This window comes from Massilia antarctica (assembly GCF_015689335.1).
Classification (GTDB): domain Bacteria; phylum Pseudomonadota; class Gammaproteobacteria; order Burkholderiales; family Burkholderiaceae_D; genus Telluria_A; species Telluria_A antarctica.
The window spans coordinates 854,383-879,040 of record NZ_CP065053.1; the positions used below are offsets into that span (position 1 = coordinate 854,383).

General features: G+C 64.6%; 25 protein-coding genes. 11 read left to right on the forward strand and 14 right to left on the reverse strand.

Annotated features, from left to right (window positions below):
* Positions 1 to 23: 23 nt before the first annotated feature.
* Positions 24 to 1,745, forward strand: a complete 1,722-nt coding sequence (locus IV454_RS03830; RefSeq protein WP_206090398.1) for a methyl-accepting chemotaxis protein — start codon at positions 24 to 26, stop codon at positions 1,743 to 1,745.
* A gap of 22 nt (positions 1,746 to 1,767) precedes the next feature.
* On the opposite strand, the gene IV454_RS03835 is transcribed toward IV454_RS03830, so the two are convergent.
* Positions 1,768 to 2,346: a DNA-3-methyladenine glycosylase gene (locus IV454_RS03835; protein ID WP_229522048.1), complete on the reverse strand. Its 579-nt coding sequence runs from the start codon at positions 2,344 to 2,346 to the stop codon at positions 1,768 to 1,770.
* 196 nt (positions 2,347 to 2,542) lie between these two features.
* On the opposite strand from IV454_RS03835, the gene IV454_RS03840 reads away from it, so the two are divergent.
* The 4 genes from IV454_RS03840 to IV454_RS03855 all read left to right on the forward strand — a co-directional run bounded on the left by IV454_RS03840 (position 2,543) and on the right by IV454_RS03855 (position 6,981).
* Entirely contained in the window at positions 2,543 to 3,406 is an 864-nt protein-coding gene (locus IV454_RS03840; RefSeq protein ID WP_054268363.1) for an HDOD domain-containing protein, read from the forward strand.
* 51 nt (positions 3,407 to 3,457) lie between these two features.
* Positions 3,458 to 4,645 carry a tetratricopeptide repeat protein gene (locus IV454_RS03845; protein ID WP_229522049.1) on the forward strand — a complete coding sequence of 396 codons (1,188 nt, stop codon included), beginning with the start codon at positions 3,458 to 3,460 and terminating at the stop codon, positions 4,643 to 4,645.
* An 89-nt stretch (positions 4,646 to 4,734) separates the two neighbouring features.
* Positions 4,735 to 5,298 (forward strand): cysteine hydrolase family protein, encoded by a 564-nt coding sequence (locus tag IV454_RS03850; protein WP_206090399.1) that lies wholly within the window; start codon positions 4,735 to 4,737, stop codon positions 5,296 to 5,298.
* A 72-nt stretch (positions 5,299 to 5,370) separates the two neighbouring features.
* On the forward strand, positions 5,371 to 6,981 hold the full coding sequence (locus IV454_RS03855; RefSeq protein WP_206090400.1) for an alkaline phosphatase D family protein: 1,611 nt from the start codon (positions 5,371 to 5,373) through the stop codon (positions 6,979 to 6,981).
* Here the strand turns inward: IV454_RS03855 and IV454_RS03860 are convergent.
* The 6 genes from IV454_RS03860 to IV454_RS03885 form a co-directional block, all read right to left on the reverse strand.
* Entirely contained in the window at positions 6,978 to 8,753 is a 1,776-nt protein-coding gene (locus IV454_RS03860; protein WP_229522050.1) for an ABC transporter ATP-binding protein, read from the reverse strand. The genes IV454_RS03855 and IV454_RS03860 overlap by 4 nt on opposite strands.
* Positions 8,750 to 9,319, reverse strand: coding sequence for a redoxin family protein (locus tag IV454_RS03865; RefSeq protein ID WP_206090401.1), 570 nt, complete (start codon positions 9,317 to 9,319; stop codon positions 8,750 to 8,752). Before IV454_RS03865 ends, IV454_RS03860 begins: the two co-directional genes overlap by 4 nt.
* Entirely contained in the window at positions 9,316 to 9,837 is a 522-nt protein-coding gene (locus tag IV454_RS03870) for a MauE/DoxX family redox-associated membrane protein (RefSeq protein ID WP_206090402.1), read from the reverse strand. The genes IV454_RS03865 and IV454_RS03870 overlap by 4 nt, the downstream gene beginning before the upstream one ends.
* Complete coding sequence (locus IV454_RS03875) at positions 9,834 to 10,727, reverse strand: SDH family Clp fold serine proteinase (RefSeq protein WP_206090403.1); 894 nt, start codon at positions 10,725 to 10,727, stop codon at positions 9,834 to 9,836. Before IV454_RS03875 ends, IV454_RS03870 begins: the two co-directional genes overlap by 4 nt.
* Complete coding sequence (locus IV454_RS03880; RefSeq protein WP_206090404.1) at positions 10,724 to 11,722, reverse strand: ATP-grasp domain-containing protein; 999 nt, start codon at positions 11,720 to 11,722, stop codon at positions 10,724 to 10,726. Before IV454_RS03880 ends, IV454_RS03875 begins: the two co-directional genes overlap by 4 nt.
* A 79-nt stretch (positions 11,723 to 11,801) precedes the next feature.
* Positions 11,802 to 11,978, reverse strand: a complete 177-nt coding sequence (locus IV454_RS03885) for a hypothetical protein (RefSeq protein WP_206090405.1) — start codon at positions 11,976 to 11,978, stop codon at positions 11,802 to 11,804.
* Between the two features lie 355 nt (positions 11,979 to 12,333).
* Between IV454_RS03885 and IV454_RS03890 the strand changes: the two genes are divergently transcribed.
* The 3 genes from IV454_RS03890 to IV454_RS03900 are packed head-to-tail and all read left to right on the forward strand — an operon-like array spanning position 12,334 to position 14,688.
* Positions 12,334 to 13,359 (forward strand): IS5 family transposase, encoded by a 1,026-nt coding sequence (locus tag IV454_RS03890; protein ID WP_206090406.1) that lies wholly within the window; start codon positions 12,334 to 12,336, stop codon positions 13,357 to 13,359.
* 28 nt (positions 13,360 to 13,387) lie between these two features.
* Complete coding sequence (locus tag IV454_RS03895) at positions 13,388 to 14,074, forward strand: hypothetical protein (protein ID WP_206090407.1); 687 nt, start codon at positions 13,388 to 13,390, stop codon at positions 14,072 to 14,074.
* Entirely contained in the window at positions 14,071 to 14,688 is a 618-nt protein-coding gene (locus tag IV454_RS03900; RefSeq protein ID WP_206090408.1) for an ImmA/IrrE family metallo-endopeptidase, read from the forward strand. Before IV454_RS03895 ends, IV454_RS03900 begins: the two co-directional genes overlap by 4 nt.
* Before the next feature lies 1 nt (position 14,689).
* Here IV454_RS03900 and IV454_RS03905 read toward each other — a convergent pair whose 3' ends face one another.
* Positions 14,690 to 15,250: a DNA-deoxyinosine glycosylase gene (locus IV454_RS03905; RefSeq protein WP_206090409.1), complete on the reverse strand. Its 561-nt coding sequence runs from the start codon at positions 15,248 to 15,250 to the stop codon at positions 14,690 to 14,692.
* A 79-nt stretch (positions 15,251 to 15,329) separates the two neighbouring features.
* Here IV454_RS03905 and IV454_RS03910 point away from each other — a divergent pair, with 79 nt between their 5' ends.
* The 3 genes from IV454_RS03910 to IV454_RS03920 all read left to right on the forward strand — a co-directional run bounded on the left by IV454_RS03910 (position 15,330) and on the right by IV454_RS03920 (position 17,291).
* Positions 15,330 to 15,776 carry an Mpo1 family 2-hydroxy fatty acid dioxygenase gene (locus tag IV454_RS03910; RefSeq protein WP_054268355.1) on the forward strand — a complete coding sequence of 149 codons (447 nt, stop codon included), beginning with the start codon at positions 15,330 to 15,332 and terminating at the stop codon, positions 15,774 to 15,776.
* Positions 15,777 to 15,846: 70 nt separating this feature from the next.
* On the forward strand, positions 15,847 to 16,803 hold the full coding sequence (locus IV454_RS03915) for a DMT family transporter (protein ID WP_206090410.1): 957 nt from the start codon (positions 15,847 to 15,849) through the stop codon (positions 16,801 to 16,803).
* Entirely contained in the window at positions 16,800 to 17,291 is a 492-nt protein-coding gene (locus tag IV454_RS03920) for a GNAT family N-acetyltransferase (protein ID WP_206090411.1), read from the forward strand. The genes IV454_RS03915 and IV454_RS03920 overlap by 4 nt, the downstream gene beginning before the upstream one ends.
* A 240-nt stretch (positions 17,292 to 17,531) precedes the next feature.
* On the opposite strand, the gene IV454_RS03925 is transcribed toward IV454_RS03920, so the two are convergent.
* From IV454_RS03925 to hutH, 6 genes are read right to left on the reverse strand one after another with little or no spacing between them, the layout of a single operon-like run.
* Complete coding sequence (locus IV454_RS03925; protein WP_206090412.1) at positions 17,532 to 19,028, reverse strand: ABC transporter permease/substrate-binding protein; 1,497 nt, start codon at positions 19,026 to 19,028, stop codon at positions 17,532 to 17,534.
* 17 nt (positions 19,029 to 19,045) lie between these two features.
* The gene (hutI, locus tag IV454_RS03930) at positions 19,046 to 20,281 is read right to left on the reverse strand and encodes an imidazolonepropionase (RefSeq protein ID WP_054268352.1); all 1,236 of its coding nucleotides are present in this window, start codon (positions 20,279 to 20,281) and stop codon (positions 19,046 to 19,048) included.
* Positions 20,282 to 20,284: 3 nt separating this feature from the next.
* Positions 20,285 to 20,869, reverse strand: a complete 585-nt coding sequence (locus IV454_RS03935; RefSeq protein ID WP_206090413.1) for a HutD/Ves family protein — start codon at positions 20,867 to 20,869, stop codon at positions 20,285 to 20,287.
* The gene (locus IV454_RS03940) at positions 20,866 to 22,239 is read right to left on the reverse strand and encodes a formimidoylglutamate deiminase (protein WP_206090414.1); all 1,374 of its coding nucleotides are present in this window, start codon (positions 22,237 to 22,239) and stop codon (positions 20,866 to 20,868) included. Before IV454_RS03940 ends, IV454_RS03935 begins: the two co-directional genes overlap by 4 nt.
* Positions 22,236 to 23,024: an N-formylglutamate deformylase gene (gene hutG, locus IV454_RS03945; RefSeq protein WP_206090415.1), complete on the reverse strand. Its 789-nt coding sequence runs from the start codon at positions 23,022 to 23,024 to the stop codon at positions 22,236 to 22,238. The genes IV454_RS03940 and hutG overlap by 4 nt, the downstream gene beginning before the upstream one ends.
* Positions 23,025 to 23,064: 40 nt before the next feature.
* Positions 23,065 to 24,630 (reverse strand): histidine ammonia-lyase, encoded by a 1,566-nt coding sequence (gene hutH, locus IV454_RS03950; RefSeq protein WP_206090416.1) that lies wholly within the window; start codon positions 24,628 to 24,630, stop codon positions 23,065 to 23,067.
* Positions 24,631 to 24,658: the final 28 nt, after the last annotated feature.

The window sequence follows — 24,658 nt, forward strand, 5'->3', positions numbered from 1 at the left end:
CAACATTCTGTCGGGAGTAAGGCATGCTGAACAAACTGCGTATCGGGCCCAAGCTGCTGCTGGCCCCCGCCCTGGTGCTGATTTTGCTGATACTGGTGGCCGCGGGCGCCTGGTACGGCATGGTGCGCCAGAATGCTTCACTGGAAAAAATGGTGCTGGTGCACGCCACGCGCCAGAAAGCCGCGGCCGATGTCGCCGGGGACGCCAAGCATGCGCATGCCAATATCTATCAATTGCTGGCCTGGATCAACGGCAGCTTCGCCAAGGCGCGGGTCGATGCGCTGACCGCCGACATCGGCAAGAAGCACCGCGCCATCGCCGAGCAGCTCACTGCGCTGGCGCGCATCGCCGACCCTTCCGAGAAAAAGCTGCTTGAGGCGGCCGCAATCACCTTGGTGGCCTACCGCAAGGGCGTGCTGGAAACCATCGACATGGCCCAGATGGACCAATCGATCGCCACCAACTCGATGCAAAAGGCGGAAAAGGACTTCGTCACGCTCAGCGCCAGCCTGGGCCAGCTGGCGACCCTGGAAAAGACCATGGCCGAGCGCGCCTACGCCGAGGCCCGCGAAGAATTCCGCTCGCTGGTGGGGGCGATGGGGGTGCTGGTGCTGCTCTCGATCGGCCTGTCGCTGCTGGCCACGATGCTGGTGCGGCGCGGCATGCTGGCCGATATCCGCGCCATTGCCGAGGTGGTGGGCGAGCTGGCCGAGGGTCGCTTGACGGTGGGCACGCCGCACCGCGGGCGCGATGAAATCGCCGACACCTCGCGCGCGCTGGACCACACCATCGCCAACCTGAACACGACCTTGCGCTCCGTGCTGACCTCGGTGCACTCGATCGACACCGCCTCCAAGGAAATCGCCACCGGCAACCTGGACCTGTCGAGCCGCACCGAGATGCAGGCCGGCTCCCTGGAACAGACCGCCAGCGCGATGGAAACCCTGACCCTGGCGGTGAAGGAAAACGCCAGCAATGCGCGCCGCGCCAACGAGCTGGCGTCCAGCGCCGCCACTCTGGCCACCAGCGGCGGACAGGCGGTCGAACGGGCGGTGACGACCATGGCCCAGATCAAGGCCAGCTCGGGCAAGATTGTCGACATCATCGGCGTGATCGACGGCATTTCGTTCCAGACCAATATCCTGGCGCTGAACGCGGCGGTGGAAGCGGCCCGCGCCGGTGAGCAGGGCCGCGGCTTTGCCGTGGTGGCGGCCGAAGTGCGCACCCTGGCCCAGCGTTCGGCGGCGGCGGCCAAGGAAATCAAGACCCTGATCGCAGCCTCGGTGGCCATCATCGACGGCGGCAGCGCCTCGGTCAACCAAGCGGGCAGCAGCATGGGTGATATCGTGGCCTCGGTCAAGCAGGTCAACGAGATCATCGAGCGCATCAGCCTGGCCAGTTCCGAGCAGGCCGACGGGATCGCCGAAGTCAATATGGCGGTCGGCCAGATGGATGCCATGACCCAGCAGAACGCGGCGCTGGTCGAGCAAGCCGCGGCGGCGGCCGAAAGCCTGCACGAGCAGACGGTCAACCTGTCGCGGGCGGTATCGATTTTCCAGATCGATGTCGATCCGCGGGACGAGCAGGAGGAGCAACACGCCGCCCACGCCGAGCTGCACGGCGACCCCGATGGCGCCTACCGCGAACCGGCCGAGCGGCGCGCGGCGGCCAGCAAGATGCGGGCGGTGGGCGCGCGCGGACTGTCGCCGGCGGCGCGCCAGGCCGCGGGACGGCGCGCATCCTGAGTCCGGGCGGCATGGCGCGGACTCAGCGGAACGGCTTGCTCACGAAGCGCGAGCCGGCCAGCCCGAAACGCCAGGGTAGGTCCATGGCCTTGGAAATGCCGATGCGCGGGCCAGCCACCACTACGACCGGCTCGCCCGCTGCGGCGAGGGCGAACGGCGGCGCATCGAGCGCCAGCGCGTTGTGGGCGCGGGTCACCCCCAGCGCCTGGCACAGCTTGCCGGGCCCGGAGCACAGCAGGCGCACATCGTCCAGCGCGCGCCGCTCGCGCATGCGCGCGATTCCCGCCAGCGGTTCGAGCGCGCGGATCAGCACTCCGGCGCCATGGCCATCGTCGCGGCAGACAAAGTTGAGGCACCAGTGAATCCCGTACGAGCGGTACACATAAGCATGGCCGGGCGGGCCGAACATGGCCAGATTGCGCGCGCTGGGACCGGAAAAGCTGTGCGAAGCCGGATCGTCGCGGTCATAGGCCTCGGTCTCGACGATGCGCCCGCCCACCCCGTCGACCAGCAGTACCACGCCGATGAGCTGGCGCGCCACCTCCTGCGACGGCGCATGAAAATCGATGCCCGCCAACTGTGTCTTTGTCTGCATTTTCATGAGAAACAATTCTACCTTGCCAAAATGGCGCGCAATGTGCGGCCGGACACCAAGCGGGCCGCGCCGGCTGTGACACGGCGCCAACACGGAAGAAAAATTCTTTTTTGCTTGAGACAAGATCAGCCACAGCCAGGCAGACTGGTTTATAGTGACGTACTGCAATAAATTCCATACGGAAATTGAGCTTCGATATCATATGAGCAATCCTGCCGCCCTAGCCACCAACTCCGACGACCCGGTCGACGCCCTGATCAAGTCGATCCGGATCCCGCCGCGTCCGAGCCTGCTGGCCGACCTGCAGCGCGAACTGATGTCGGAAGACCCGTCGCCGGCCACCATCGGGCGCATCATCGCCAGCGACGTGGGCATGTCGGGGGCACTGCTCAAGCTGGCCAATTCTTCTTTCTACGGCGGCAAGCGCAAGGCCAAGTCGATCGAACAAGCGATTTTATTCCTTGGAATCAACCAGGTAGCGGCCCTGATGACCGGCCTGCTGGCGCGCCGCAGCATCGGCACCGACCACGCCTCGCTGGCCAGTTTCTGGGATCTGTCGACCCGGCGCGCCCAGGCCATGGTCTACCTGTCGCGCCGCCTGCGCATCGGCGAAGCCGACGTGGCGCACACCTTCGGCCTGTTCTGCGACACCGGCGTGCCGCTGCTGATGCAGCGCTTTCCCGGCTATGCCGCCACCTTCGCCGACGCGGCCAACGACCCGCTGCGCCCCTTCACCGCGCTCGAAGATGAACGCCACAGCACCAACCACGCGGCCATCGGCTGCCTGCTGGCGCGTAACTGGGGCTTGTCGACCGACGTGGCCTGGGCCATCCTGCACCACCAGGACTACAGCGTGCTCGAAGACGAAGCCACCGACGACGCCGTGCGCGCCCTGGTGGCGCTGTCGCTGCTGGCCGAAAGCGCCATCCAGCAGTACCAGGGCCACGGCGGCTCGCTCGAATGGGACAAGGGCGGCGCCCGTGCCAGTGCCTATCTGGGACTGTCCGACGACGACATCACCGACCTGCTTGACGAACTGCACGATTCCTTCCACGGCGAGCACTAGACTTTCCCCGGCGCGGCGACGATACTGAAAGCACGACTTCAGGAGGCGACCATGAGACTACTTGCCAGCTTGGTCTTCTGCGCACTGCCCTTGCTGGGCAGCGGCTGCGCAGCTGTGCGCGTGCCGGCCCCGCTGCCGCTGCCGGAACTGTTCAGCGATGCCTCGTTCGCGCCGCCGCCGGCGCCGGTCGGCGCGGAGCAGCTGTTCGTGATCAGCCCGGCCATGCGCGCCTACATCGACAGCCCCGACTTCAGCGCCTTGATCCACAAGATGGGGCCGGAGCGCGGCCTGGTCGAAGCGCTCTACACCAAGGGCGAGCTGAAACTCGAATACGATGCCAGCGTCACCCGCACCGCCGCCGAAACGTTCGACGCGCGCATGGGCAACTGCCTCTCGCTGGTGCTGATGACGGCCGCTTTCGCCAAGCACATGGGCCTGGAAGTGCAGTACCAGGACGTGATGGTCGACGAAACCTGGACCCGCAACGCCGGCCTGTATTTCGCCAGCACCCACGTCAACCTCAGCATGGGCAGGCGCCGCACCGCCCAGCCGCAAGGCGTTCCGCCCGAGGAGCGCATGCTGACCATCGACTTCCTGCCGCCCGCGGAGAGCGCGCGCTACAACACGCATCCAATCGAAGAGCGCATGATCGAATCGATGTTCATGAATAACCGCGCGGCCGAGGCGCTGGCCGACCTGCACCTTGATGAAGCCTACTGGTGGGCGCGCGCGGCGGTGGCCCACCTGCCCACCTTCGCCACCCCGTACAACACCCTGGGCGTGATCTACCAGCGCCACGGCGACAATCCGCTGGCCGAGCGCGCGTTCAAGGCCGCCCTCACCCTGGAACCGGAAAGCACAATCTCCATGCACAACCTGGTGCCGGTGCTGGCCAAACTGGGCAAGACCGAGGAATCGGCGGCCTTGGCGGCGCGCCTGGCCAAGCTGGAACCGACCCCGCCCTACCACTGGTTCCACCTGGCGATGAAGGCGCTGGAAGAAGCGCGCTATGGCGAGGCGCGCGACCTGCTGCACAAGGAAGTGCGGCGCGCGCCCTTCAACCACGAGTTCCATTTCTGGCTGGCGATCGCGCACTGGCGCCTGGGCCAGGGCAGCGAGGCGCGCGACGAACTGGCGCTGGCGCTCGACAACAGCACCACGCACGCGGCCACCGAACGCTATTCGGCCAAGCTGGCCTACCTGCGCTCCCAGCTCGGCAACCGCCAGCGCGCCTATTAAGGGCCGGTTCGCATACGTAGTAGTCGCAACTGGCGCGCCCGGCAAACGCCGGCCTATAATCGTCGCTCGTCCATTCTTAGCGAGCCTCCATGCGCAGCGACCTGCCCGCCCTGATCATCATCGACATGCAAAAAGCCATGGCCAATCCGGCCGCGGGCCAGCGTAACAACCCCGATGCCGCCGAGCGCATCGCACGCCTGCTGGCGGCCTGGCGCGCGGCCGGCGCGGCGGTGGTCCACGTGCGCCACATCTCGCGCACGCCGGGCAGCCTGTTCTGGCCCGGCCAGGCGGGCGTTCAATTCCAGGAGGCGCTCGCGCCGCTGCCGCATGAACACGTGGTCGAGAAAAACGTGCCCGACGCCTTTATCCATTCGACCCTGGAACGCTGGCTGCGCGTACGCGATGTCAAACGTATCGTCATCGTGGGCGTGAGCACCAACAATTCGGTCGAAGGCAGCGCGCGCAGCGCCGGCAACCTGGGATTCGACACCACCGTGGTGGCCGACGCCTGCTTCGCCTTCGCCTGCACCGACTACGCCGGCCAGGCGCGCAGCGCCGACGAAGTGCACGCGATGGCGCTGGCCAACCTGAACGGCGAATACGCCACCATCAGCGACAGCGCCAGCGTCCTGCGCGCACTGGCCGCGAGCTGACTTTTCCGCGCCAATTCATCACCAGGTCATAAACAGGCTCCAGACTTCCAGCCATCGTTCACTGGAGCCTTCATGACCTCAACACTTTCACGCCGCGGCTTTCTGACGCGCGGCGGCATTCTCGCCGGCGGCACGGCCCTCAATGGTTCGCTGCTGCTCTCGGCCTGCGGCGGCTCGGACTCCCCTGCCCCTGCCGTGGTCCCCAGCGAAGCCGAACGTCCCAAGCTGCCCTCCGGTATCCAGTTCGGCGACGTCACCGGCGAGCGCGCCGTGATCTGGAGCCGCAGCGACCGCAATGCGCAAATGATCGTCGAATACGACACCAGCGAACGCTTCACCAACGCCAGCCGCATTGTTGGCCCTTACGCCACCGAAGCCACCGACTTCACCTCGAGGGTCGACTTGTCCGGCCTGCCCGCCGGCCAGACCGTGTTCGTGCGCGTGAAATACATCGACCCGGCCAACGGCCGCATCGAGAGCGAAGCGGTGGCGGGCCAGTTCCGCACCATGCCGCAGGCGGACGGCAAGCGCGCCATCCGCTTTCACTGGAGCGGCGACCAGGCCGGCCAGGGCTGGGGCATCAACCCCGATTTCGGCGGCGTGCGCATGTACGAATCGATGCGCAAGCGCGATCCGGATTTCTTCATCCACAACGGCGACACCGTCTACGCGGACGGGCCGATCGCGGCCGAAGCGAAGGCTGAAAATGGCCAGGTCTGGAAAAGCCTGGTCACCGAGGAAGTGAGCAAGGTCGCCGAAACGCTCAAGGAATTCCGCGGGCGCCATGCCTACAACACCCTGGACCTGAACTTTCGCAAGTTCGCCGCGCAGGTGCCGCAGGTCTGGCAGTGGGACGACCACGAAGTGACCAACAACTACAGCGGCGCCAAGGACCTGTCGTTTGATGCCCGCTACAAAGAAAAGAACGTCGCCACCCTGGCCGAACGGGGCCGCCGCGCCTTCCTGGAATATGCGCCGATGCGCTATTACAAACAGGCCGAGCCCCAGCGCATCTACCGCAGCATCGGCTACGGCCCCCTGCTCGACGTGTTCGTGATCGACATGCGCAGCTACCGTGGTCCCAACAGCAGCAACCTGCAAACCGGGGAAAACGCCAGTTCAGCCATGCTCGGTTCGGCGCAGGTGGACTGGCTGATCGCCGAACTGAATGCCTCGAAAGCTACCTGGAAGGTCATCTCCTCGGACATGCCGATCGGGCTGGAGGTAGCCGACGGCAAGGACGCCGCGGGTGCGGCGATGTGGGAAGCGGTGGCTAATGGCGTGAGCGGCCCGGCCGCGGGGCGCGAGCTGGAAATGGCGCGCCTGCTCAAGGGCATCAAGGCGGTGCCGAACGTGGTGTGGATCACGACCGACGTGCATTACTGCGCAGCGCACTATTACGACCCCGCCAAGGCCCATTTCACCGACTTCGCGCCGTTCTGGGAATTCGTGGCCGGGCCGATGAATGCCGGCTCCTTCGGCCCAGGCAAGCTCGATATGACCTTCGGCCCGAGTGCCGTGTTTTCCAAGTCGCCGCCGGTCCAGAATTCATCGCCGTTCGCCGGCTACCAGTTCTTCGGCGAAGTCAATATCGACCCGCAGTCGAAAGCGATGACGGTCGACCTGCTGGACCTGAACGGGGTAACGCAGTTCAGCAAAACCTTGCCCGCGGCCGGGGTTTAAGCCGGCTGCGGCTGCGGCTGCGGCTGCGCCCCGGCGCGCGCAAGCTGGTGGCGCATCAGGTGGAAGTAAAGGCCATCCTGCTCGGCCACCAGCTGCGCGTGGGTGCCCTGCTGCGCCAGGCGGCCCTGGTCGAGCACCAGGATGCGGTCGGCCTTGACGATGGTGGAAAAGCGGTGCGCGATGATGATCGTGGTACGGCCTTGCATCAAGGTGTCGAGGGCGCGCTGCACCTGCACTTCGCTGGCCGAATCGAGGGCGCTGGTCGCTTCGTCGAGAATCAGGATGCGCGGATCGCGCAGCAGGGCGCGCGCGATCGCGATGCGCTGTTTCTGCCCGCCCGACAGTTGCGCGCCGCGCTCGCCGACCAGGGTAAGGTAGCCGTCGGGGAAGGCACTGATGAAATCGTGGGCACAGGCCAGGGCGGCCGCGGCCTTCACCTCGTCCAGGGACACATCCCGTTCGGCGACCGCGAACGCGATGTTCTCGAATATGCTGCCCGAAAACAGCGACGGCTCCTGCTCGACGATCGCCAGCTTGCTGCGGATGCCGGCCAGCGGCATGGCATCGGCCTTGATGCCGTCAAAGGCGATGCTGCCGCTGTCGGGTTGATAGAAGCCCAGGATGAGGCTTGCGATGGTCGATTTGCCGGCACCCGATGCGCCGACCAGCGCAATGGTCTCGCCGGCGGCGATGGAAAAACCAATGCATTTGAGCGCTTGCGCGTCGGGCCGCTCGGGATACGAGAACACCACATCGTCAAACGTCACCTTGCCCTGCAAGCGCACCTCGCCGACGGCCGCCGTATCGGCTGCACGCTCCGAATTGATCACCTCGAAAATCCATTCGGTGGCGCCGATGGTGCGCATCCACGCGTTCCAGAACTCGCCGATGGCGCCGGCCGCTTCCGTCACCATGCTGGCATACAGGATGAAGGCGGTCAGGTCGCCGACCGACAGCACGCCCTGGCCGATCAGGCGCGCGCCGAACCACAGGGTGCCCAAGAGCGCCAGGTAGACCAGGAAGGATGAACCGCCGCGGAACAGCGCGAACAGCGCGCTGCTCGACACCGACAGCGATAGCGCGTGTCCGGTCGCGCCGGCATAACGTGCGCGCGCGGTGCGCTGCTGGCTGAAGGCGTGCACCAGACGGATGTTGGAAAAATGCTCGTGCGCGACCTTGCCGCATTCGGCCTGCCCGTCCTGCATCAGGCGCGCCCGCTTGCGGTACACCTTGCCGGTCATTTTTCCGATGTACAGGGTCGCCGGCAGGAAGACCACCAGCATCAGGCACAGGGCCGGCGAAATCGTCAATAGCATCGCCACGCCGCCGACGAACACGCACAGGCAGCGCAGCGACACCGCCATCCCCATGGTCAGGGTATCGTGCAGGATTTCGACGTCGGCCGTGAGGCGGTTATTCAGTTCGCCGACATGGTGCTTGTCGTAGAAGCGGATCGGCTGGTCGATCAGCGCCGCGTACAACCGGCGCCGGATGCGCGTGACGATCATGTGGCCGGTCGACTCGAAAATGTAGAAGCGCGCGGTGGCCGCCACGGCCTGCAGCGCGAGCACGGCCAGCATGATCAAGGCCAGGGAACTGAACCAGGCCATGTCCTTGCGCACGTTGATGTTGTCGATGAAGTACGACAGCGCCTTGGGATAAGCCAGCTGGATCAGCACCGTGACGGCCATGCATGCCAGCCCTGCGCACAGGCGCGCGGCAAAGGGGCGCAGCAGGCGCAGGCGGTCGAGATGGGGCGAAGTCCGGCTCACGCGCCGGCCTCGCCGGCGATCCGCGCCTCATCCATCTGCTCGCAAAAACTGCGCCAGTCGTCGTCGCCGACCATGCCGCGCGCGTCCAGGGTGCCGGCGGCGCTGACGAACAGGTACGACGGCGACGACATCACGGGATTGAGCATCTCGTAGTCGGCGGCGGCCACGCGCAGGGTGCTGCCGGCCAGCGCGGTCGATTGCAGGAAGCGGCGCAGGCGCCATGCAGGTTCGACGCTGACCAGCCAGAGCGCCACGCCGGCGTCGTGCGCCAGCGGCGCCAGGTACTCGATGCCGAGCAGCTTCTGGCGACATTTGGGGCAGGCGCTGGACAGGAACAGCAGCACCGCCGCCTGGCCGTCGCCACCCACCGTGACCGGCGCGCCGCCGTCCAGCAGCTTGCCACTAAAAGCAGGAACAGGATCGCCCAGCGGCGCCAGCGCCGCTGCTTTGGCGGCCGCGCTCAGGCTATCGACGACTTTCGACAATTGCAGCGACAGCTTGAGGTTCAACGCCACGCTCAGTGCCAGCAGCAGCAGGATGACGGCCAGGACATCGCCGTCCATCATGCGCTCCGCTTCAGGGCACGGGCCAGATCGTGAAAGCCGATTGCGCAGATGGTGCCGATCAGCGCCAGCGCGGCGGCCAGCACGCTCTCTTTTTTGCCGAAAACGGCGCCGCCGGAAACAGCGAGGCCGGCGCCGACAGTGGCGATGATCAAGCCGTTGCGCAGCAAATCGTAGCCGGAAACCGGCCGCTCGCTCTCGCCGAAGCAGCTGCATTTGATACTGCCATCAACCACGTAGCGGTAGCCCACCAGCGCCGTCACCAGCACGAACAGCACGAGGGCGCCAGCCATGCCCGCGCGGCCGATGCCGCCGCCGGCGAGAATCAGGACGGCCAGCAGCGCCTCTAGCGCGACCAGCGCCGGTGCGAGGATCGTGGCCGCCTGCCGGGGCAGGCCGAAGGAGCCGGCCAGGTTATTTGCGAAACTGGCCAAGGTGCGCAATTTGCCGAGGGCGGCGCAGGCGAGCAGGAAGGCGGTGAAAAACCGGATGATCTCCGCGAGGTAGGGCGCGGCGCTCATGACGACACGGCCAGCTCGCTCCAGCGCGGCAAAAAGCCGCCGCTGCGGCGCTTGCGCAGCATGGCGCCGTCGCGCGTGGCCAGCAATGCATCGTTCCACGGTGCCTCGGCCGATTCGCGCAGGCCGCCGCCGACGATCTTTTGCAGCACCTTCGAAATGGCCCACGCGCACTCTTCGACCTCGGGCTCGCGCCGGATCGCGAGGCCGAGTTTTTCCAGCTCCTCGCGGGTCAGCGCGTAGTTGTGCGAGTGGTAGCCGAACATCAACTGCCTGACCACGTCCTGGCGGAACGCCTCGGGCTGGCCGGGCAGCTGGAAGCGCAGCAGCTCTTCGCCGATCTGCATGACTTCCCGGGTGGTGCGGTAAAACGCGGTCAGGGTCGGCGGGAAGATGCTGTTGCACAGAAGGCCCAGCGACTGCAGGCGCGCCTCGTCGGAGCTGACGCCGAACCATTCCTCGCTCATGGCGCCGAACATCTTGACGTCCTGGCACGAGAGCGAGGTGGCCGCGCCGTCGCCGTCGCCGCCGCCGCCATGCAGGTGGGGGTCGATCGGCGAGAACATGGCCAGGTCGCCGGCGATGATGTCATCGGCCGCCAGCGCCAGGATGGTGGCCGAGGACTCGCAGTGATAGGGCACGATGACGCCAAGGTGGTCGGTGAACTGGCGCAGCAGCAGCGCGACGCGGCGCGTCGCGTTGACGATGCCGCCGCGGCATTGCAGCACCACGTCCAGGCGCGGCACGCGGCCGATGGCGCGGCACTGCTCATACAAGGCCGGCAGGATCTCCATGTCCAGATCCGATGCGGACAAGACCAGTACGCGGCTTTCACGCAGCGATTCGATCCCCTTGATCTGGGCGAGCATGGCAAAACGGTCGGGCTGGATCATGCGCACTCCTCAATGAGTCGGTCGGCCAGCGAATCGAGCATGGCGAATTCGGGAATCAACTGCTCGACATAGAGAAACTGGCCGACGGGATTATTTTCGAGAAAAACGACGTCGTCGCCGGGCGTGACGATCAGGTCGAGCGCGCTGTAAGGCAGGTCGTAGCTGCGCGCGAACGCCAGGCAGCGCTCGCGCACCGCATCCGGCAAGACGGTCGCCTCGTACAGGATATCGGCTGACATGTCGCGCGAATCGATGGCGGTGCGTTGGTCGTCCTGCGAATGGATTTTGGCGGCGAACACGCGCTCGCCGATGATCGTTACGCGCAGTTCGTATTGTTTGGGGATGTACTGCTGAAAATGGCAGGCCAGTTCGCCGACCGATTCGAGCTGTTCAAACATGTCGTCGTCGACCACGGTGGTGCCGATGCCGCAGGCCACGCGGTCGCCGTCGGCCAGGCCGTCGCCACCGAGGTTGGGGCTGGACAGGGCCTTGAAAATCACGGGGCCGTCAATACTGGCGCGGAAGGCTTTCACCTCGGCTGGCGAATTGGTCGTCAGCGAGGCGGGAATGCGAAAGCCCATGCGCGCGGCGCGCTGCAATTGCTCGCCCTTCCACATGGCGCCGCGCAGGGCCAGCGGATGGCTCATCCAAAAGCAATCGAGCGTGTAGAGCATGCCGAACAGGGCCTGTTCGGTTTCGGCCCCGGCGTAGATGCGTTCCTGGATGCCGAGGTCGGGGCTGAGAAAGGAGAATGGGGCCGGCTTGCGGCTCCAGACCGCGCCCACCTCGGCCAGGTCGAGCGTCACACCAGAGGGCAGGTGGCGGATCCATTGGCGCAGCGCGCCCCCGGCAAACCATTGCGACGTTTGATAATCGCGCGGGAAGGCATCCAGATCGAGGCGGAAGGCCGCGCATCCCTTAGCTTGCAGGATGGGAATGAGCAGGTCGACATGCAGGTCGGCGCTGTTACTGACAATCAAAACCTTTTTCGCCATATGCCGCTTTGAAGAGGTTCACACAGTAGGGGCAAAAAAAAGCCCTGCGACGAGCAAGGCTGGTTATTCGGCGAACCGCTCAGCAATAGATGCCGTTGTCGCGCCCCCAGCGGGCGCTGGCGCGCGCATCTGGACCGGAGCAGCCGGCGCTGGACACGCCGTCGCGCGCTTTCCACTGTGGTGCGGGTTTGGCTTCCTTGGTTTTTTTCTCGGCCAGCTTGAACGCGAACGTTTTCATTCCATTTTGATTTTTCATTTTCCTATCTTTCTAAAAATAGCGAAATTCAATCCAACGGTGTACCACCCGAAGTGGCAAGGAAATGCTAGTCGCATGCCAATTTTTCGTCAAGATAAATATTATTCTTTGTTTAATGCAATCAGGATAGTATCGGGCCAGCCCGGATAAAATTTTCTGCGTAGGAAAAGCGCGAAAGCCGGGTTCGGCACTGGCTCAGCCGACCGCACCTGTGCGTGCTTGTTTGCTATCATGAGAGTCGGTTATACGCACTTTTCATACTGTGTTTTCATACAGGTTTGCTATACTAAGGGGCACCTCGAAAAACCGACCCATCCGTGGCATCATAGCGGCTCCACGTTGCTGACCTAATTTCATGATCAAGACGAGTCTGTTTGCCGACCAAGAACGCGAAGCCAAGCTGAACAAGCTTGGTGATGCGCTCAAGTTGATGGAGCAGCATGTTGACTTCATCGCGCTTGCCGATGCGGTTGACGAAGCGGCTCCGCGTCCCGGCCGCGAACGCGGCGGGCGTCCTCCATTTCCGACCGAACTGATGGTTCGCGTCCTGCTGATCCAGCAGTTGTTCAACCTGAGCGACGAGCAAATGGAATTCCAGTTGCTCGACCGTCTGAGCTTCCAGCGCTTTGTCGGACTGCGTTCCAGTAGTCAGATACCGGATCGCACAACGATCTGGACGTTCAAGGAACGCCTGCTCAAGGCCGGTGCCAGCGAGAGTATTTTTGAGGCCGTCAACCGTCAGCTTTCCAGGCATGGCTACATTGCACGTGGCGGTCAGATGGTCGACGCGAGCATCGTGCAGACGCCGAAGCAATCGATGAGCAAAGAGGAAAAGGCGCTCGTTGGAGAAGGTGCCATGCCAATCGACTGGAAGCCTGCGAAGCGCCGGCAGAAAGATATGGACGCGCGCTGGACCAAGAAGCATGGCAAGTCTTACTTCGGCTACAAGATATCGGCCAACGCAGACAAGCGTTACAAGCTGGTACGCAGGATCAAGGTCAGCACGGCCAGCGAGCATGACACCCTTCATTTCGAGGAGGTGCTCGACCCGTCGAATACCAACCGCAACGTCCTGGCAGATAAAGGCTACGTCGATGGCGAGCGCGAGGAACGGTTGACGCAGCAGGGCTGGAGCATGCATATCCAGCGCAAAGGAAGTAAGGGCAAGCCAATTTCGGAGGCTCAGAAGCGGCGCAATACACGCATCGCTAGGACTCGCGCGAGGATCGAGCATGTGTTTGCCGGCCTAGCCGAGATGGGCGGCAAAGGCCTGCGCACGATCGGACTGGCGCGCGCTACGTTGCAGCTCAATTGGAAGGTCGCTGCTTACAATTTGCGGCGCCTGGTCTACTTGAAGGAGGCCGGGGTCGAGGCGTTCTGACGCCCGCAGTCCGTCCGGACTGCACAAAATGAGGTTCAGCGCCCATAAAATGGGCGGGAAGCGGCTCGGTCTGACATCAAAAAACGCATCTGCCGGCATCGCGACCGGCGATTACGCGGGATTTACCGGTAATTCGAGGTGCCCTAAGGACAGCTCCATGGGATCGGTAGACAAGGCATCGCCAATGAAGGCCATGTTCTGTAGATGGCTTGCAAAAGAAACGCGAGGTTTCGTCGGGGGGGCGGTAGGGGGATTAATCGGGGGCCTATTGGCGTTTCTGTCGATCAACTATTTTAGCCGACTTGGCACTGTGTCGGGCACTGACGCAGTATCGATTGCGAATACCTACATTGTTTACACAACGTTCGTGATCGCGGCGGTAGCGTTGTTGCTGACCGTAGCCGGATTGATTTTCACTCAGCATTTTGCAATAGAAAAAGAAGCGCATATGGAGCACGCGTTTAGCGCCGTGCTCACACTCGTGCAATCCGACGACGGTAAGGCTCAGAAAATGATTCAGCACATAATGGATAACCCGGCTGTCATCGACTACCTGAGTGAAGCGCTGTCACAGAAGATCGATCAGGAACTCGCTTCCCGGCGAGCGAATGCGGATGCCACCTCACGCGATGCAGCGCAACAGGTCAAGGATATTGATTTGCTGTCGAGCGATCTGTCCACAAACAAACATGGTCCGAAGGATGCACCAAAATGAATTCGATCGATTCAACGCCGCCAATCCAGAGCGCAGCCGCTTTATCGTCCTTCCTGAAAACTGCACACGGCTATGATCTGAATCGCGATGCTCCGCCGGTCGATGTCGACAGGATCGCGGAGCTGCTTGGCATCTGTGTGAGTGAAGAGCCCCGGCACGACGCCGAACACGCTATTACGGTTGGCAAGATAACGCTCGAAAAGGATCAGCCGGCACGTGTATGGATCAATCCGGCAGAAAACGCCTACGGGCCGCGTCGCCGTTTTACCCTGGCACACGAGATCGGTCACTTTTGCATGCACAGGTCGACCAATCAAACGACGTTTGTCGATACGAAAGCGACCATGAACCGCAGGGAATCGTTTTGGAACCGTTTTGAATCGGAGGCGAACAACTTCGCAGCGGAACTCCTCATGCCGGGAGCCCTGATCACATCAGCCGGACGCGGCATTATCGATCAATTCAAGGCCGACAACGACGCGGAGATGATGCCCATCACCGTCTTCGTGCAGCAGATGGCTTCCCGCTTCAAAGTATCCAATCTCGCCATGGAATACAGAATCAAGAATATGGGCATCAAAGGCCAGCAAGCTACCGACATCTCCACGACCTGACTCAGGCGTTGTTGTTCACTCCTGGCCGCGGGGTCTCCGTATCGCACAAAGTACGCCACACGGCCAATTTGGCCGTATACGGCGCCGTATACGCCGGACTACTCGACGGCAAGTTCACGATGCGATAGCGCGCTGCCTGCTCGCCCAGGGCTTTCATGCCCAGCCGCGCCGCCGTGCCGCCGTTGAATCCGATTGTCGTGAGCAGCGGCAAACTCGCCACCAATCCCGGCAGATCGTTGCCGACCTGGCCGCGAATCTGGCTGTCCAGACTGCCTTCGCGCGTGGCCTGCGCCACCACATCCCACAGGCCGATACCGTGCGCCAGCAGCGCTTGCAGGCGCGCATCGTAGTCCAGCGCCACCAGGTCGACACCGGTCAGCTCCGACATGAGTGTCCAGAAGCGGTTCTGGCGGTTGCCATAATACTGCTGCTGCGCGAGCGAGCGTTCTCCCGGCAGGCTGCCGAGCACGAGGATGCGGGTGTGCGGATCGACCACCGGCGCGAAACAGCGCTTGAGCGCCGCCGCATCCGCGTCTGGCGTGGAAGGCAGGAATTCATTCATGGCAGCGATTCTAGCAGCCCGCCGGACGGGTGTAGAATCGTCAGGCAAGCCAACCACAACAACAAAATCGGAGACCCCCATGGACCAAGCTGCCCAGCCGCGCGCCATCGATACCTTGCTCGCAAAATATAGCGAGAGCCACCTGAACCACACCAATGAAGTGATTCACTTTGTCTGCGTGCCCGTGATCGTGTTCACCCTGCTCGGCATTGTCTGGTGGATCCACCCGTTCGCGGCCGTGGCCGTCACCCTGCTGTCGCTGTGCTATTACTTCAAGCTGTCCAGGCCGTTTGCGGCCGGGATGCTGGCGATGTCGGCCGTGATGCTGGGCCTGCTGAGCCTGATGCCGCCCGCCACCGTGCTGCCGCTGTCCCTGGCCATCTTCGTGCTGGCCTGGATCGGCCAGTTCATCGGCCACAAGATCGAAGGCAAAAAACCGTCGTTCTTCGACGACCTGCGCTTCCTGCTGATCGGTCCGCTGTTCGTGCTGAGCTTCCTGTACCGCCGCCTGCACCTCGCGTGGTAAGGATCGCGCCGCGCTGACGGTTTTATGGCGATGACGGGCAGGAAGTTGCGAATGCCCGTATACTTTCCGCATGTCATCTCCACTCCTCTTCGCGATCGCGGCCCTGATCTGGGGCTCCACCTTTTTTGCCATCACCTTGCAGCTGGGCGAAGTCGCGCCGGCGGTGTCGGTGGTGTACCGCTTCGGCCTGGCGTCGGCCACCTTGTTTGCCTGGTGCCTGCTGCGCGGCGACAGCTTGCGCCTGCCATGGCGCGCCCAACGCTGGGTGATGCTGCAGGGCTTTTTCACCTTTGCCCTGTCCTACGTATGCACTTACGGTTCCGAGCAATACCTGGTGTCGGGCCTGGTGGCGGTGCTGTTCGCGTTGATGGTGTTCTGGACCCCGATCTGCAGCCGCATCGCCTTCGGCACGCCGATTTCCTGGCGCACCTGGGCCGCCGGCTTGATCGCCATCGTCGGCGTGACGATGCTGTTCTACCACTCGATTGCCGGCGCCTGGAAAGAGATCGCGGGCGGCGGCACCGGCCACTTCCTGCTCGGACTGGCGCTGGCCCTGGTCGCCACCATTGCCAGCTCGGCCGGCACGGTAGTGGTGGCCAAGGTGCGCGAGCAATCGTCGAACCTGATGCTGACCATGGCTTGGTCAATGTTCTGGGGCACCTCGATGGTGGCCGCCTGGGCGCTCGCGAGCGGCCAGCAATTCGCGCTGCCGGGCGCGCCGCGCTACTGGATGGCCCTGCTCTACCTGTCGCTGTTCGGCTCGGTCATCGCCTTCAATGCCTATTTCACCCTGATCAACCGCATCGGCTCGCAGAAAGCCGTGTACATCGGCGTGGTCACGCCCGTGATTTCGGTGTTGCTATCGATCCAGCTTGAACATTACCGGCCCGGTCCGGTCGAATGGCTGGGCATGGTCGTCTGCCTGGCCAGCGTCGCCTGGGCGCTGCGCGCGCCCGCCGCTGCATCTCCCTCTTCCAACCAACCCGCGCCGGACCCCAGCCTGGCCGCCATTCCCGAGGTTCCATGAATACCGACAACACCTTCACCATCCGCCCGGCGCAAGCGTCCGACGTCGCGCATATTTACGGCATGATCGTCGAATTGGCCGTGTTCGAGAAACTCGAACACCTGGTCGTGGCCACCGAAGAGCAGCTGCACGACGCCCTGTTCGGTGCGCGTCCCTCATGCGAAGCACTGGTCGGCGTCGAAGATGGCGAGGTGGCCTGTTTCGCCTTGTTCTTCCACAATTTCTCCACCTTCCTCACGCGCAAGGGGCTGTACCTGGAGGATCTATACGTCAAGCAAGTACACCGTGGAAAAGGTTACGGCAAGCAAATGCTCGCCGCGCTGGCGCAACTGGCGGTGGAGCGCGAGTGCGGGCGCTTCGAATGGTCGGTGCTCGACTGGAATGACAACGCCATCAATTTTTACAAGAGCGTGGGCGCGCAAATCTTGCCGGACTGGCGCATCTGCCGGGTCGACGGCGTTGCGCTGAACAAGCTTGCCGAGTCCTGAAAAGAAAAAGCCCACGGGCTAAAATCACCGTGGGCAAACCCATTTTTTTAGAATGGGGAGGGGAGACTGGAGACAATCTACAGCTTCACTATAGTGGGCGGCTGGGCGCAATTCTGTGGCCTTTACAATTGCTTACCTCTGTTTAAAAGCCGTAACTTGTTGTAAGCAATTATTATCCTCCCGAAAACGGCGGGCTTGACGGGACGCAAACGAACGCGCGAGCGTGCGGCCCAGGCAAGCTTAGCGGCGGCGCGCGATCAAGCGTTCTCCTGCTTCAAACAGTCCCTGTGTCAGCAAAGCCAGCAGCGCTGCCGGAATCGCGCCTGCCAGCAACATATCGTTATCGTTGAGGGCGAGGCCAATCGTGATGCGCTCGCCAAAGCCGCCGGCGCCGATGAAAGCCGCGATCGTCGCCGTCCCCACGCTCATCACCGCCGCGGTCTTGATGCCAGCAAGAATCACCGGCAATGCCAGCGGCAGCTCGACATGGACCAGGGTCGCGCGCCGGTCCAGCCCGAGCGCCTGCGCCGCCGTGCGCAAGCCCTGCGGCACACCCAACAGGCCGGTACAGGTGTTGCGCACGATCGGCAGCAGCGCGTACACGAACAGCGCCACCAGCGCCGGCACGGTGCCGATCATGCCCAGTAGCGGGATCAGGATGGCCAGCAAGGCCAGGGACGGCACCGTCTGCAGCATGCCAGCCAGCGCCAGCACCGTTTGGCGCAGGCGCGGCGCGAAAGCGGCCACGATCCCCAGCGGAATGCCGACCAGGCAAGCGAGCACCACCGATGCCAGCACCAGCACCACATGCTGGCGGGTCAGGGTCCACAGGCTTGTGTCGAACATCTTGTTCATCAGGCCGGCGCGCGCTGCGCCCGGCGCGGCGGTGGCCGGGGTCAGCCAGTTTTTGGCGACGGCCGCGAAGCTCTTCCCTTCCAGTTCCACCTGCGCATTCATGGCGATCATCTGTTCGGCCGTGATGCGTCCTTCCAGTTTGGCGATGGCCGCCCACGCCTTCGGAAAGCGCTGCGGCGCATCGAGCCGGTACAGCAGCATGGCGTCGTAGCGCGGAAAATAAGCCAGATCGTCCTTGAGCACGCGCAGGCCGTACTGGCCTATCTTGGCGTCGGTCGAGTAGATATCGATCACGTCCACTTGGCGCTGGGCCAGGGCCTCGTAGGCGATGCCGTGATCGAGGCCGCGCGGCATGTGCGGCAGGCCATAGCGCTGCTTGAGGCCCGGCCAGCCATCGGCGCGGCCGATGAATTCGTGCGACAGGCCGAGCTTGAGCGCCGGCTGGCGCGCCAGGTCCGACAGGCTATCGATGCCCTTGCTATCGCCGCGCATGGCCAGCGCATAGGTATTGTTAAAGCCCAGCGGCAGCGCCACGCCCAGGCCCATGGGTTTCAGGGCCGCGCGCATCTGTTCGAGCGAACTGGCGCGGGTGTTCTTGAGGATTTCGAGGTCGATCGTGCCCATATATTCGGGATACACGTCGATGCTGCCGCCCTGCAGGGCAGCGAGCACGATGGCGGTATTGCCCAGGCCCTGGCGGTGTTCGGCCCTGGCGCCGTGGGCGGCCGCGGTCTGGGTCAGTACCTCGCCCAGGATGTACGACTCGGTAAAGCGCTTGGAACCGACGCGCAGGGGTTCGGCGTCGGCCGCCGTGGCGGCGCCCGCGAGGACGAACGTAAAGACAGATAGCCAGCGCAAGGCCGTGGCAAAAAAGGTGCGCACGGCACTCTCCCGAAAGTTTAGTCGGGCAAGCTTACCACCGGTTTGCGCAGCACGCCCGCATTGACCACCGCGCGGCAGGGATTGAAGCCGATCGCATACGACAGGTCGGCCGGCCGCGCGATCTCCCACAGCGCGAAGTCGGCGCGCTTGCCGAGCGCCAGCGAGCCGATGTCGGCAGCGCGCCCGAGCGCGCGCGCGGCGTGGATGGTGGTGCCGGCCAGCGCCTCCTGCGGCGTCACCCTCCACAGGGTGCACGCCATGTTCATCGCCAGCAGGATCGACGTCATCGGCGAGGTGCCGGGATTGCAGTCGGTGGCCACCGCCATCGGCACGCCGGCCGCGCGCAGGGCCGCCACCGGCGGCTGCACGGTATCGCGCAGGAAGTAATAGGCGCCAGGCAGCAGCACCGCCACCGTACCCGATGCCGCCATCGCGGAAATGCCCTCGATGCCCAGGTGTTCGAGGTGGTCGGCCGAGAGCCCACCGAAGCGCGCCACCAGCTCGGCCCCGCCCTGGTCCGACAACTGCTCCGCGTGCAGCTTGACCGGCATGCCATGGCGCCGCGCGGCCTCGAAAATGCGCTCGGTCTGGGCGGCGGAGAAGCCGATGCGCTCGCAAAAGGCGTCGACCGCGTCGGCCAGGCCCAGCGCCGCCAGTTGCGGCAGCATGCGCTGGCAGATCTCATCGACGTAATCGTCGGCACGGCCGGCGAATTCCGGCGGCAGCGCGTGCGCCCCCAGGAAGGTGGCGGACACGCTCACCGGCAGCACCTGCCCCACGCGGCGCGCCACGCGCAGCATCTTGGCCTCGTCGTCCAGGCTCAAGCCGTAGCCGGACTTGATTTCGAGCGTGGTCACGCCTTCGGCCAGCAGGCTGGCCACGCGCGGAAGGCTCTGGCGCAGCAGTTCGTCTTCCGATGCGGCGCGGGTGGCGCGCACGGTCGACATGATGCCGCCGCCGGCCTTGGCGATGTCTTCATAGGTGGCGCCGTTCAGGCGCGCCTCGAATTCATCGCTGCGGTTGCCCGCGTGGACAATATGTGTGTGACAGTCGACCAGGCCGGGCGTGAGCCAGCAGCCGCCGCCATCGTGCACGGTGGCGGCCGGCGGCGCCTCGGCGCGCGGCCCGAGCCAAGCGATACGCCCGTCCAGCACCGCGATCGCGCCGTCGCGCAGCTCGCCGTAGCCCTGCTCCATGGTGGCCAGGTGCACATTGGTAAAGAGCGCGTCGCATCGCGAATCGCAGATGGTCATCGGCTAGTCCTGGTTGAAGTAAATATCGACGATGAAGATCGTCGCCTGGCCCGCCTCCAGGGTCCAGACGGATTCGCCCTCGAACAGCACCGCGTCGTAGCGCACCATGCCGATCCGTTCATCGTCGCTGCTCACTTCCAGGCTCTCGCCTTCGGCCAGGAACAAGACCGTCACGTCGGCGCGCGTGGCAAAGCCGGACGTGCCCGACAGGCTGCGCTTGCCCAACTGGTGACGGCAGCTTGCGCGCCGCGTCATGACGTTGAAATCCGTGGTCGGCAGCGCACCGACGGTGGCGACGACCTGCGATTCGCCGGCAAACTCCAGCACCGGGTCCTCGTCGCCAAGCACAAAGCGGCTATCGCCATCGATGTCGAGCGTGACACCGGGGCCGTCGACCAGCGCCAGGGTGCGGTCGATGCCGGCAAAGACCGAGAACGGCCCGCTGCTGGCGATGGTGGCGAGGCTGATACGCCAGTCGAAGCTGCCCTGCTCCGCCAGCGGCGGCGAGATCGCGATTTCGGTGGTGCTGCCGCCGCCGTTTTTCCACGAGGAGGCTTCCAGGCTGGCAAAGGGAATCAGAACGGTCATGGTCGTAGCCTGCGCAGTTCGGCGATGGTCTGTTTGTAGCGCTGCGCAATCGCCCCTTGCGCAATGTGCTCGCGATTGCGCACGACCCAGCGGCCGCCCACCATCACATCCCTGACAAGATTGTCGTTACCACAGAAAATGAAGCTGCCCAGCACATCCTCCGCGCCGATGCCGGCGAGGTTGGGATGGTCGCTGTCGAGCACCAGCAGGTCGGCCCGTTTGCCCGTTGCCAGCACGCCCACCGGGCGGCCGCTGGCTTGCGCGCCGCCATGCAAGGCACTTTGCCACAAGAAGTCGCCGACGCGGCGCTGCGTTGGAGACGCCGCCACATTGCGCTTCTGGTGCAGCAGGCGCTGGCCGTATTCGAGCCAGCGCAATTCCTCCACCGGCGACTGCGACACGTGGCTGTCGCTGCCGATGCCGATGCGCCCGCCGGCCGCCAGGAATGGCGCGAGCGGGAACAGGCCGTCGCCCAGGTTCGCCTCCGTGGTCGGGCACAGACCCGCCACGGCACTGCGGGCGGCCAGCGCGGCCACCTCGCCATCGTCCAGGTGCGTGGCGTGCACCAGGCACCAGCGCGCATCGAGCGCCACCTGATCCATCAGGTAACGCACCGGGCGCTGGCCGCTGAACGCCAGGCACTGCTCCACTTCGCCCTGCTGCTCGGCGATGTGGATATGCAGCGGACGGTCGGCCGGCAGTACCGCCAGCACCTCGCGGATCTGCCCGAGCGAAGCCGCGCGCAGCGAATGCGGCGCCACCCCGACTTCGACCTGGCCGCTGCGCAAGGGTTCGAGAGAGTCGACGATGCGCAGCACGTCGGCGGCATTGGTACGGAAGCGCTGCTGCTCCGGCGCCAGCGGTTTTTCGCCAAAGCCGGCATAGCTGTACAACACCGGCAGCATGGTCACGCCCATGCCGGTCAACTGCGCGGCGGCGACGACCCTTTCGGCCGTTTCCGCCGGCCGCGCGTACATGACGCCGTCCTGGTCGCGCTGCACATAATGAAATTCGCACACCGAGGTGTAACCGTGGCGCAGGCATTCCGAGAACAGCTGCGCGGCGATGGCTTCGATATGCTCCGGCGTCATTTGGCGCGCGAAGCGGTACATCAGCTGGCGCCAGGTCCAGAAACTGTCCGGCCCCTCGCCCGCGGTTTCGGTCAGGCCGCCAAGGGCGCGCTGGAAGGCGTGCGAATGCAGGTTGACCATGCCGGGCAAGACCAGGTCGGCCATCGGCTCGCCGGCGTGCACGGCGCCCGGCGCCACCGTCAGCAGGGTGCCGCCGGCCCCCCATTCGATCAGGACATTGGCCTCCCAGCCGTGCGCCAGCAGGGCATGGCGCGCAAACAGGACACGAGGCTCGCTCATGTCCGCACCCAGTCCAGCGCCGCTTCGGTGAGTTGGCGCAGCAGCGGCTGGACCGCGGCCGCAATCTCGGAACGGTACGCGAACGGTGCGTGTTCGTCCATGTACAGGTCCTGGCACATCTCCAGCTGGATCGCATGCACGTTCACGCCGGGCTGGCCGTAATGGCGCGTGATGTAGCCACCCTTGAAACGCCCGTTGACGGCCACCGAAAAACGGTCCTGCGAGCGCGCCACGCCCACCACGGCCTGTTCCAGTCCCGGCGCGCACGAGGTGCCCTGGGCGCTGCCGAAATTGAGGTCCGGCAGGCGCCCCTCGAAAAAGCGCGGCACCACCGAGGCGATCGAATGGGCGTCCCACAGCACCACCCTGCCGTGCAGCGCCAGCAGGCGGTCGATTTCGGCGCGCAGCTGGCGGTGATACGGCTGCCAGTAGCGCACCAGCCGTCCGCGCACGTCATGCTCGTCTGGCGCCTGGCCATCCAGATACAGCGCGTTGTTGGCGAAGGTGTCGACCGGACAAAGCCCGGTCGTGTCCAGCCCCGGATACAGATTGGTGTCTTCCGGCGGGCGATTCAGGTCGATCACATAGCGCGACCAGCGCGCCGAAAGGGTCGAGGCGCCCATGTCCTGCAAAAAGCCGTACAGCTGCGCCAGGTGCCAATCGGTGTCGGGACGGGCCAGTGCCTCGGGCGACAGGCGCGCCGCGATGTCGTCCGGGATATCGGTGCCCACGTGCGGCATCGACACCAGCAATGGAATACTGCCCGCCTTGAAGTCAAAATCCATGTTCGCCCACCTTTACATTTTTTGCATTATGGCCTGATTATCAATGCGAAGGCACAGCGCTGTACAGCGCCGCGAACAGCGGTTTGCACGAAGCGCTCAACTCGCCGTCCAGCACCATCTGGCGCGCCGCCTCGATATCCGGGGCAAAGAAGCGGTCGGCGTCAAAAAACGGCACCTTCTGGCGCAATTGCTGGTGCACGTGCTCCAGGTGCGGCGAGGAGGTGAGCGGACGGTGGAAATCGATCCCCTGCGCCGCCGCCAGCAGCTCGATGGCGACAATCACCGCCGTATTGTGCGCCATGTCGTCCAGGCGGCGCGCCGCAAAGGTGGCCATGCTCACATGGTCTTCCTGGTTGGCGGAAGTGGGCAGGCTGTCCACGCTGGCCGGATGGGCCAGCGACTTGTTTTCCGACGCCAGCGCGGCGGCGGTCACGTGGGCGATCATGAAGCCCGAATTGACACCCGGCTCGCGCACCAGGAACGGCGGCAGGCCGGACAAGGTGGCGTCGATCAGCAGCGCGATGCGGCGCTCGGCCAGGCCGCCGATTTCGGCGATCGCCAGCGCCAAGGTGTCGGCCGCGAAGGCGACCGGCTCGGCGTGGAAATTGCCGCCCGAGATAATCTCGCCGGTGTCGGCGAAGATCAGCGGATTGTCGGTGACGGCATTGGCTTCGATCAGCAGGGTGCGCGACACGTTCGCGATCAGGTCGATGATCGCGCCCATGACTTGCGGCTGGCAGCGCAGGCTGTACGGGTCTTGCACGCGCTCGTCGCCGACCAGGTGCGAGGCGCGGATCGCGCTCGACGCCACCAGTTGGCGATAGATGGCGGCCGCCGCGATCTGGCCCGGCTGGCCGCGCACTTCATGCACACGCGCGTCGAACGGCGCATCGCTGCCCTTGGCAGCATCGAGCGACAGGGAACCGGCCACCATGGCCGCTTCCAGCAGGCGCTCGGTCATGAACAGGCCATGCAGCGCCAGCGCGGTCGAGACCTGGGTGCCGTTGATCAGCGCCAGCCCTTCCTTGGGACCCAGCACCACCGGCTCGATGCCGGCAGCCTTGAGCGCATCAAGCGCGCCCTGCAGCTCGCCGTTCACGCGCACCTGGCCCACGCCCAGCATGGCCAGGGTCATGTGCGCCAGCGGCGCCAGGTCGCCCGAGGCGCCGACCGAACCCTTGGCCGGAATGGCCGGCATGATGCCCGCGTTGTACAGCGCGATCAGGGTATCGATGATGAGTGGGCGCACGCCCGAAAAGCCGCGCGCCAAGCTGCCGATTTTCATCAGCACGATCAGGCGCACCACCGCATCCGACAGCAGCGCGCCGGTGCCGACCGAGTGCGACAGGATCAGGTTGCGCTGCAGTTCTTCCAGCTTTTCGTCCGGAATGCGGGTCTTGGCCAGGATGCCGAAACCGGTGTTGATGCCATAGGCGGCATCGCCCTTGGCGACGATGGCGTCCACCGCCGCGGCCGACGCCAGGATGGCCGGGTATGCCGATGGCGCCAGGGTGAGCGCGCCTGGGGCGGCCCAGACGGCGCGCAGATCGGCCAGGGTCATCGCGCCGGGAGTGAGGGTCCAGCTCTTGTTTGAAGTCGTGTTCATGTTTGCTCTGTTCAGATATGCGTGATTG

Coding starts and splice junctions, on each gene's coding strand:
- IV454_RS03885 (WP_206090405.1), bottom strand. CDS start 11,978: ATGAAAAATCAAAATGGAATGAAAACGTTCGCGTTCAAGCTGGCCGAG.
- IV454_RS03905 (WP_206090409.1), bottom strand. CDS start 15,250: ATGAATGAATTCCTGCCTTCCACGCCAGACGCGGATGCGGCGGCGCTC.
- IV454_RS03855 (WP_206090400.1), top strand. CDS start 5,371: ATGACCTCAACACTTTCACGCCGCGGCTTTCTGACGCGCGGCGGCATT.
- IV454_RS03875 (WP_206090403.1), bottom strand. CDS start 10,727: ATGATCCAGCCCGACCGTTTTGCCATGCTCGCCCAGATCAAGGGGATC.
- IV454_RS03895 (WP_206090407.1), top strand. CDS start 13,388: ATGAGGTTCAGCGCCCATAAAATGGGCGGGAAGCGGCTCGGTCTGACA.
- IV454_RS03865 (WP_206090401.1), bottom strand. CDS start 9,319: ATGATGGACGGCGATGTCCTGGCCGTCATCCTGCTGCTGCTGGCACTG.
- IV454_RS03845 (WP_229522049.1), top strand. CDS start 3,458: ATGAGACTACTTGCCAGCTTGGTCTTCTGCGCACTGCCCTTGCTGGGC.
- IV454_RS03920 (WP_206090411.1), top strand. CDS start 16,800: ATGAATACCGACAACACCTTCACCATCCGCCCGGCGCAAGCGTCCGAC.
- IV454_RS03850 (WP_206090399.1), top strand. CDS start 4,735: ATGCGCAGCGACCTGCCCGCCCTGATCATCATCGACATGCAAAAAGCC.
- IV454_RS03935 (WP_206090413.1), bottom strand. CDS start 20,869: ATGACCGTTCTGATTCCCTTTGCCAGCCTGGAAGCCTCCTCGTGGAAA.
- hutG (WP_206090415.1), bottom strand. CDS start 23,024: ATGGATTTTGACTTCAAGGCGGGCAGTATTCCATTGCTGGTGTCGATG.
- hutI (WP_054268352.1), bottom strand. CDS start 20,281: ATGACCATCTGCGATTCGCGATGCGACGCGCTCTTTACCAATGTGCAC.
- IV454_RS03940 (WP_206090414.1), bottom strand. CDS start 22,239: ATGAGCGAGCCTCGTGTCCTGTTTGCGCGCCATGCCCTGCTGGCGCAC.
- IV454_RS03910 (WP_054268355.1), top strand. CDS start 15,330: ATGGACCAAGCTGCCCAGCCGCGCGCCATCGATACCTTGCTCGCAAAA.
- IV454_RS03830 (WP_206090398.1), top strand. CDS start 24: ATGCTGAACAAACTGCGTATCGGGCCCAAGCTGCTGCTGGCCCCCGCC.
- IV454_RS03890 (WP_206090406.1), top strand. CDS start 12,334: ATGATCAAGACGAGTCTGTTTGCCGACCAAGAACGCGAAGCCAAGCTG.
- IV454_RS03870 (WP_206090402.1), bottom strand. CDS start 9,837: ATGAGCGCCGCGCCCTACCTCGCGGAGATCATCCGGTTTTTCACCGCC.
- IV454_RS03840 (WP_054268363.1), top strand. CDS start 2,543: ATGAGCAATCCTGCCGCCCTAGCCACCAACTCCGACGACCCGGTCGAC.
- IV454_RS03915 (WP_206090410.1), top strand. CDS start 15,847: ATGTCATCTCCACTCCTCTTCGCGATCGCGGCCCTGATCTGGGGCTCC.
- hutH (WP_206090416.1), bottom strand. CDS start 24,630: ATGAACACGACTTCAAACAAGAGCTGGACCCTCACTCCCGGCGCGATG.
- IV454_RS03835 (WP_229522048.1), bottom strand. CDS start 2,346: ATGAAAATGCAGACAAAGACACAGTTGGCGGGCATCGATTTTCATGCG.
- IV454_RS03900 (WP_206090408.1), top strand. CDS start 14,071: ATGAATTCGATCGATTCAACGCCGCCAATCCAGAGCGCAGCCGCTTTA.
- IV454_RS03880 (WP_206090404.1), bottom strand. CDS start 11,722: ATGGCGAAAAAGGTTTTGATTGTCAGTAACAGCGCCGACCTGCATGTC.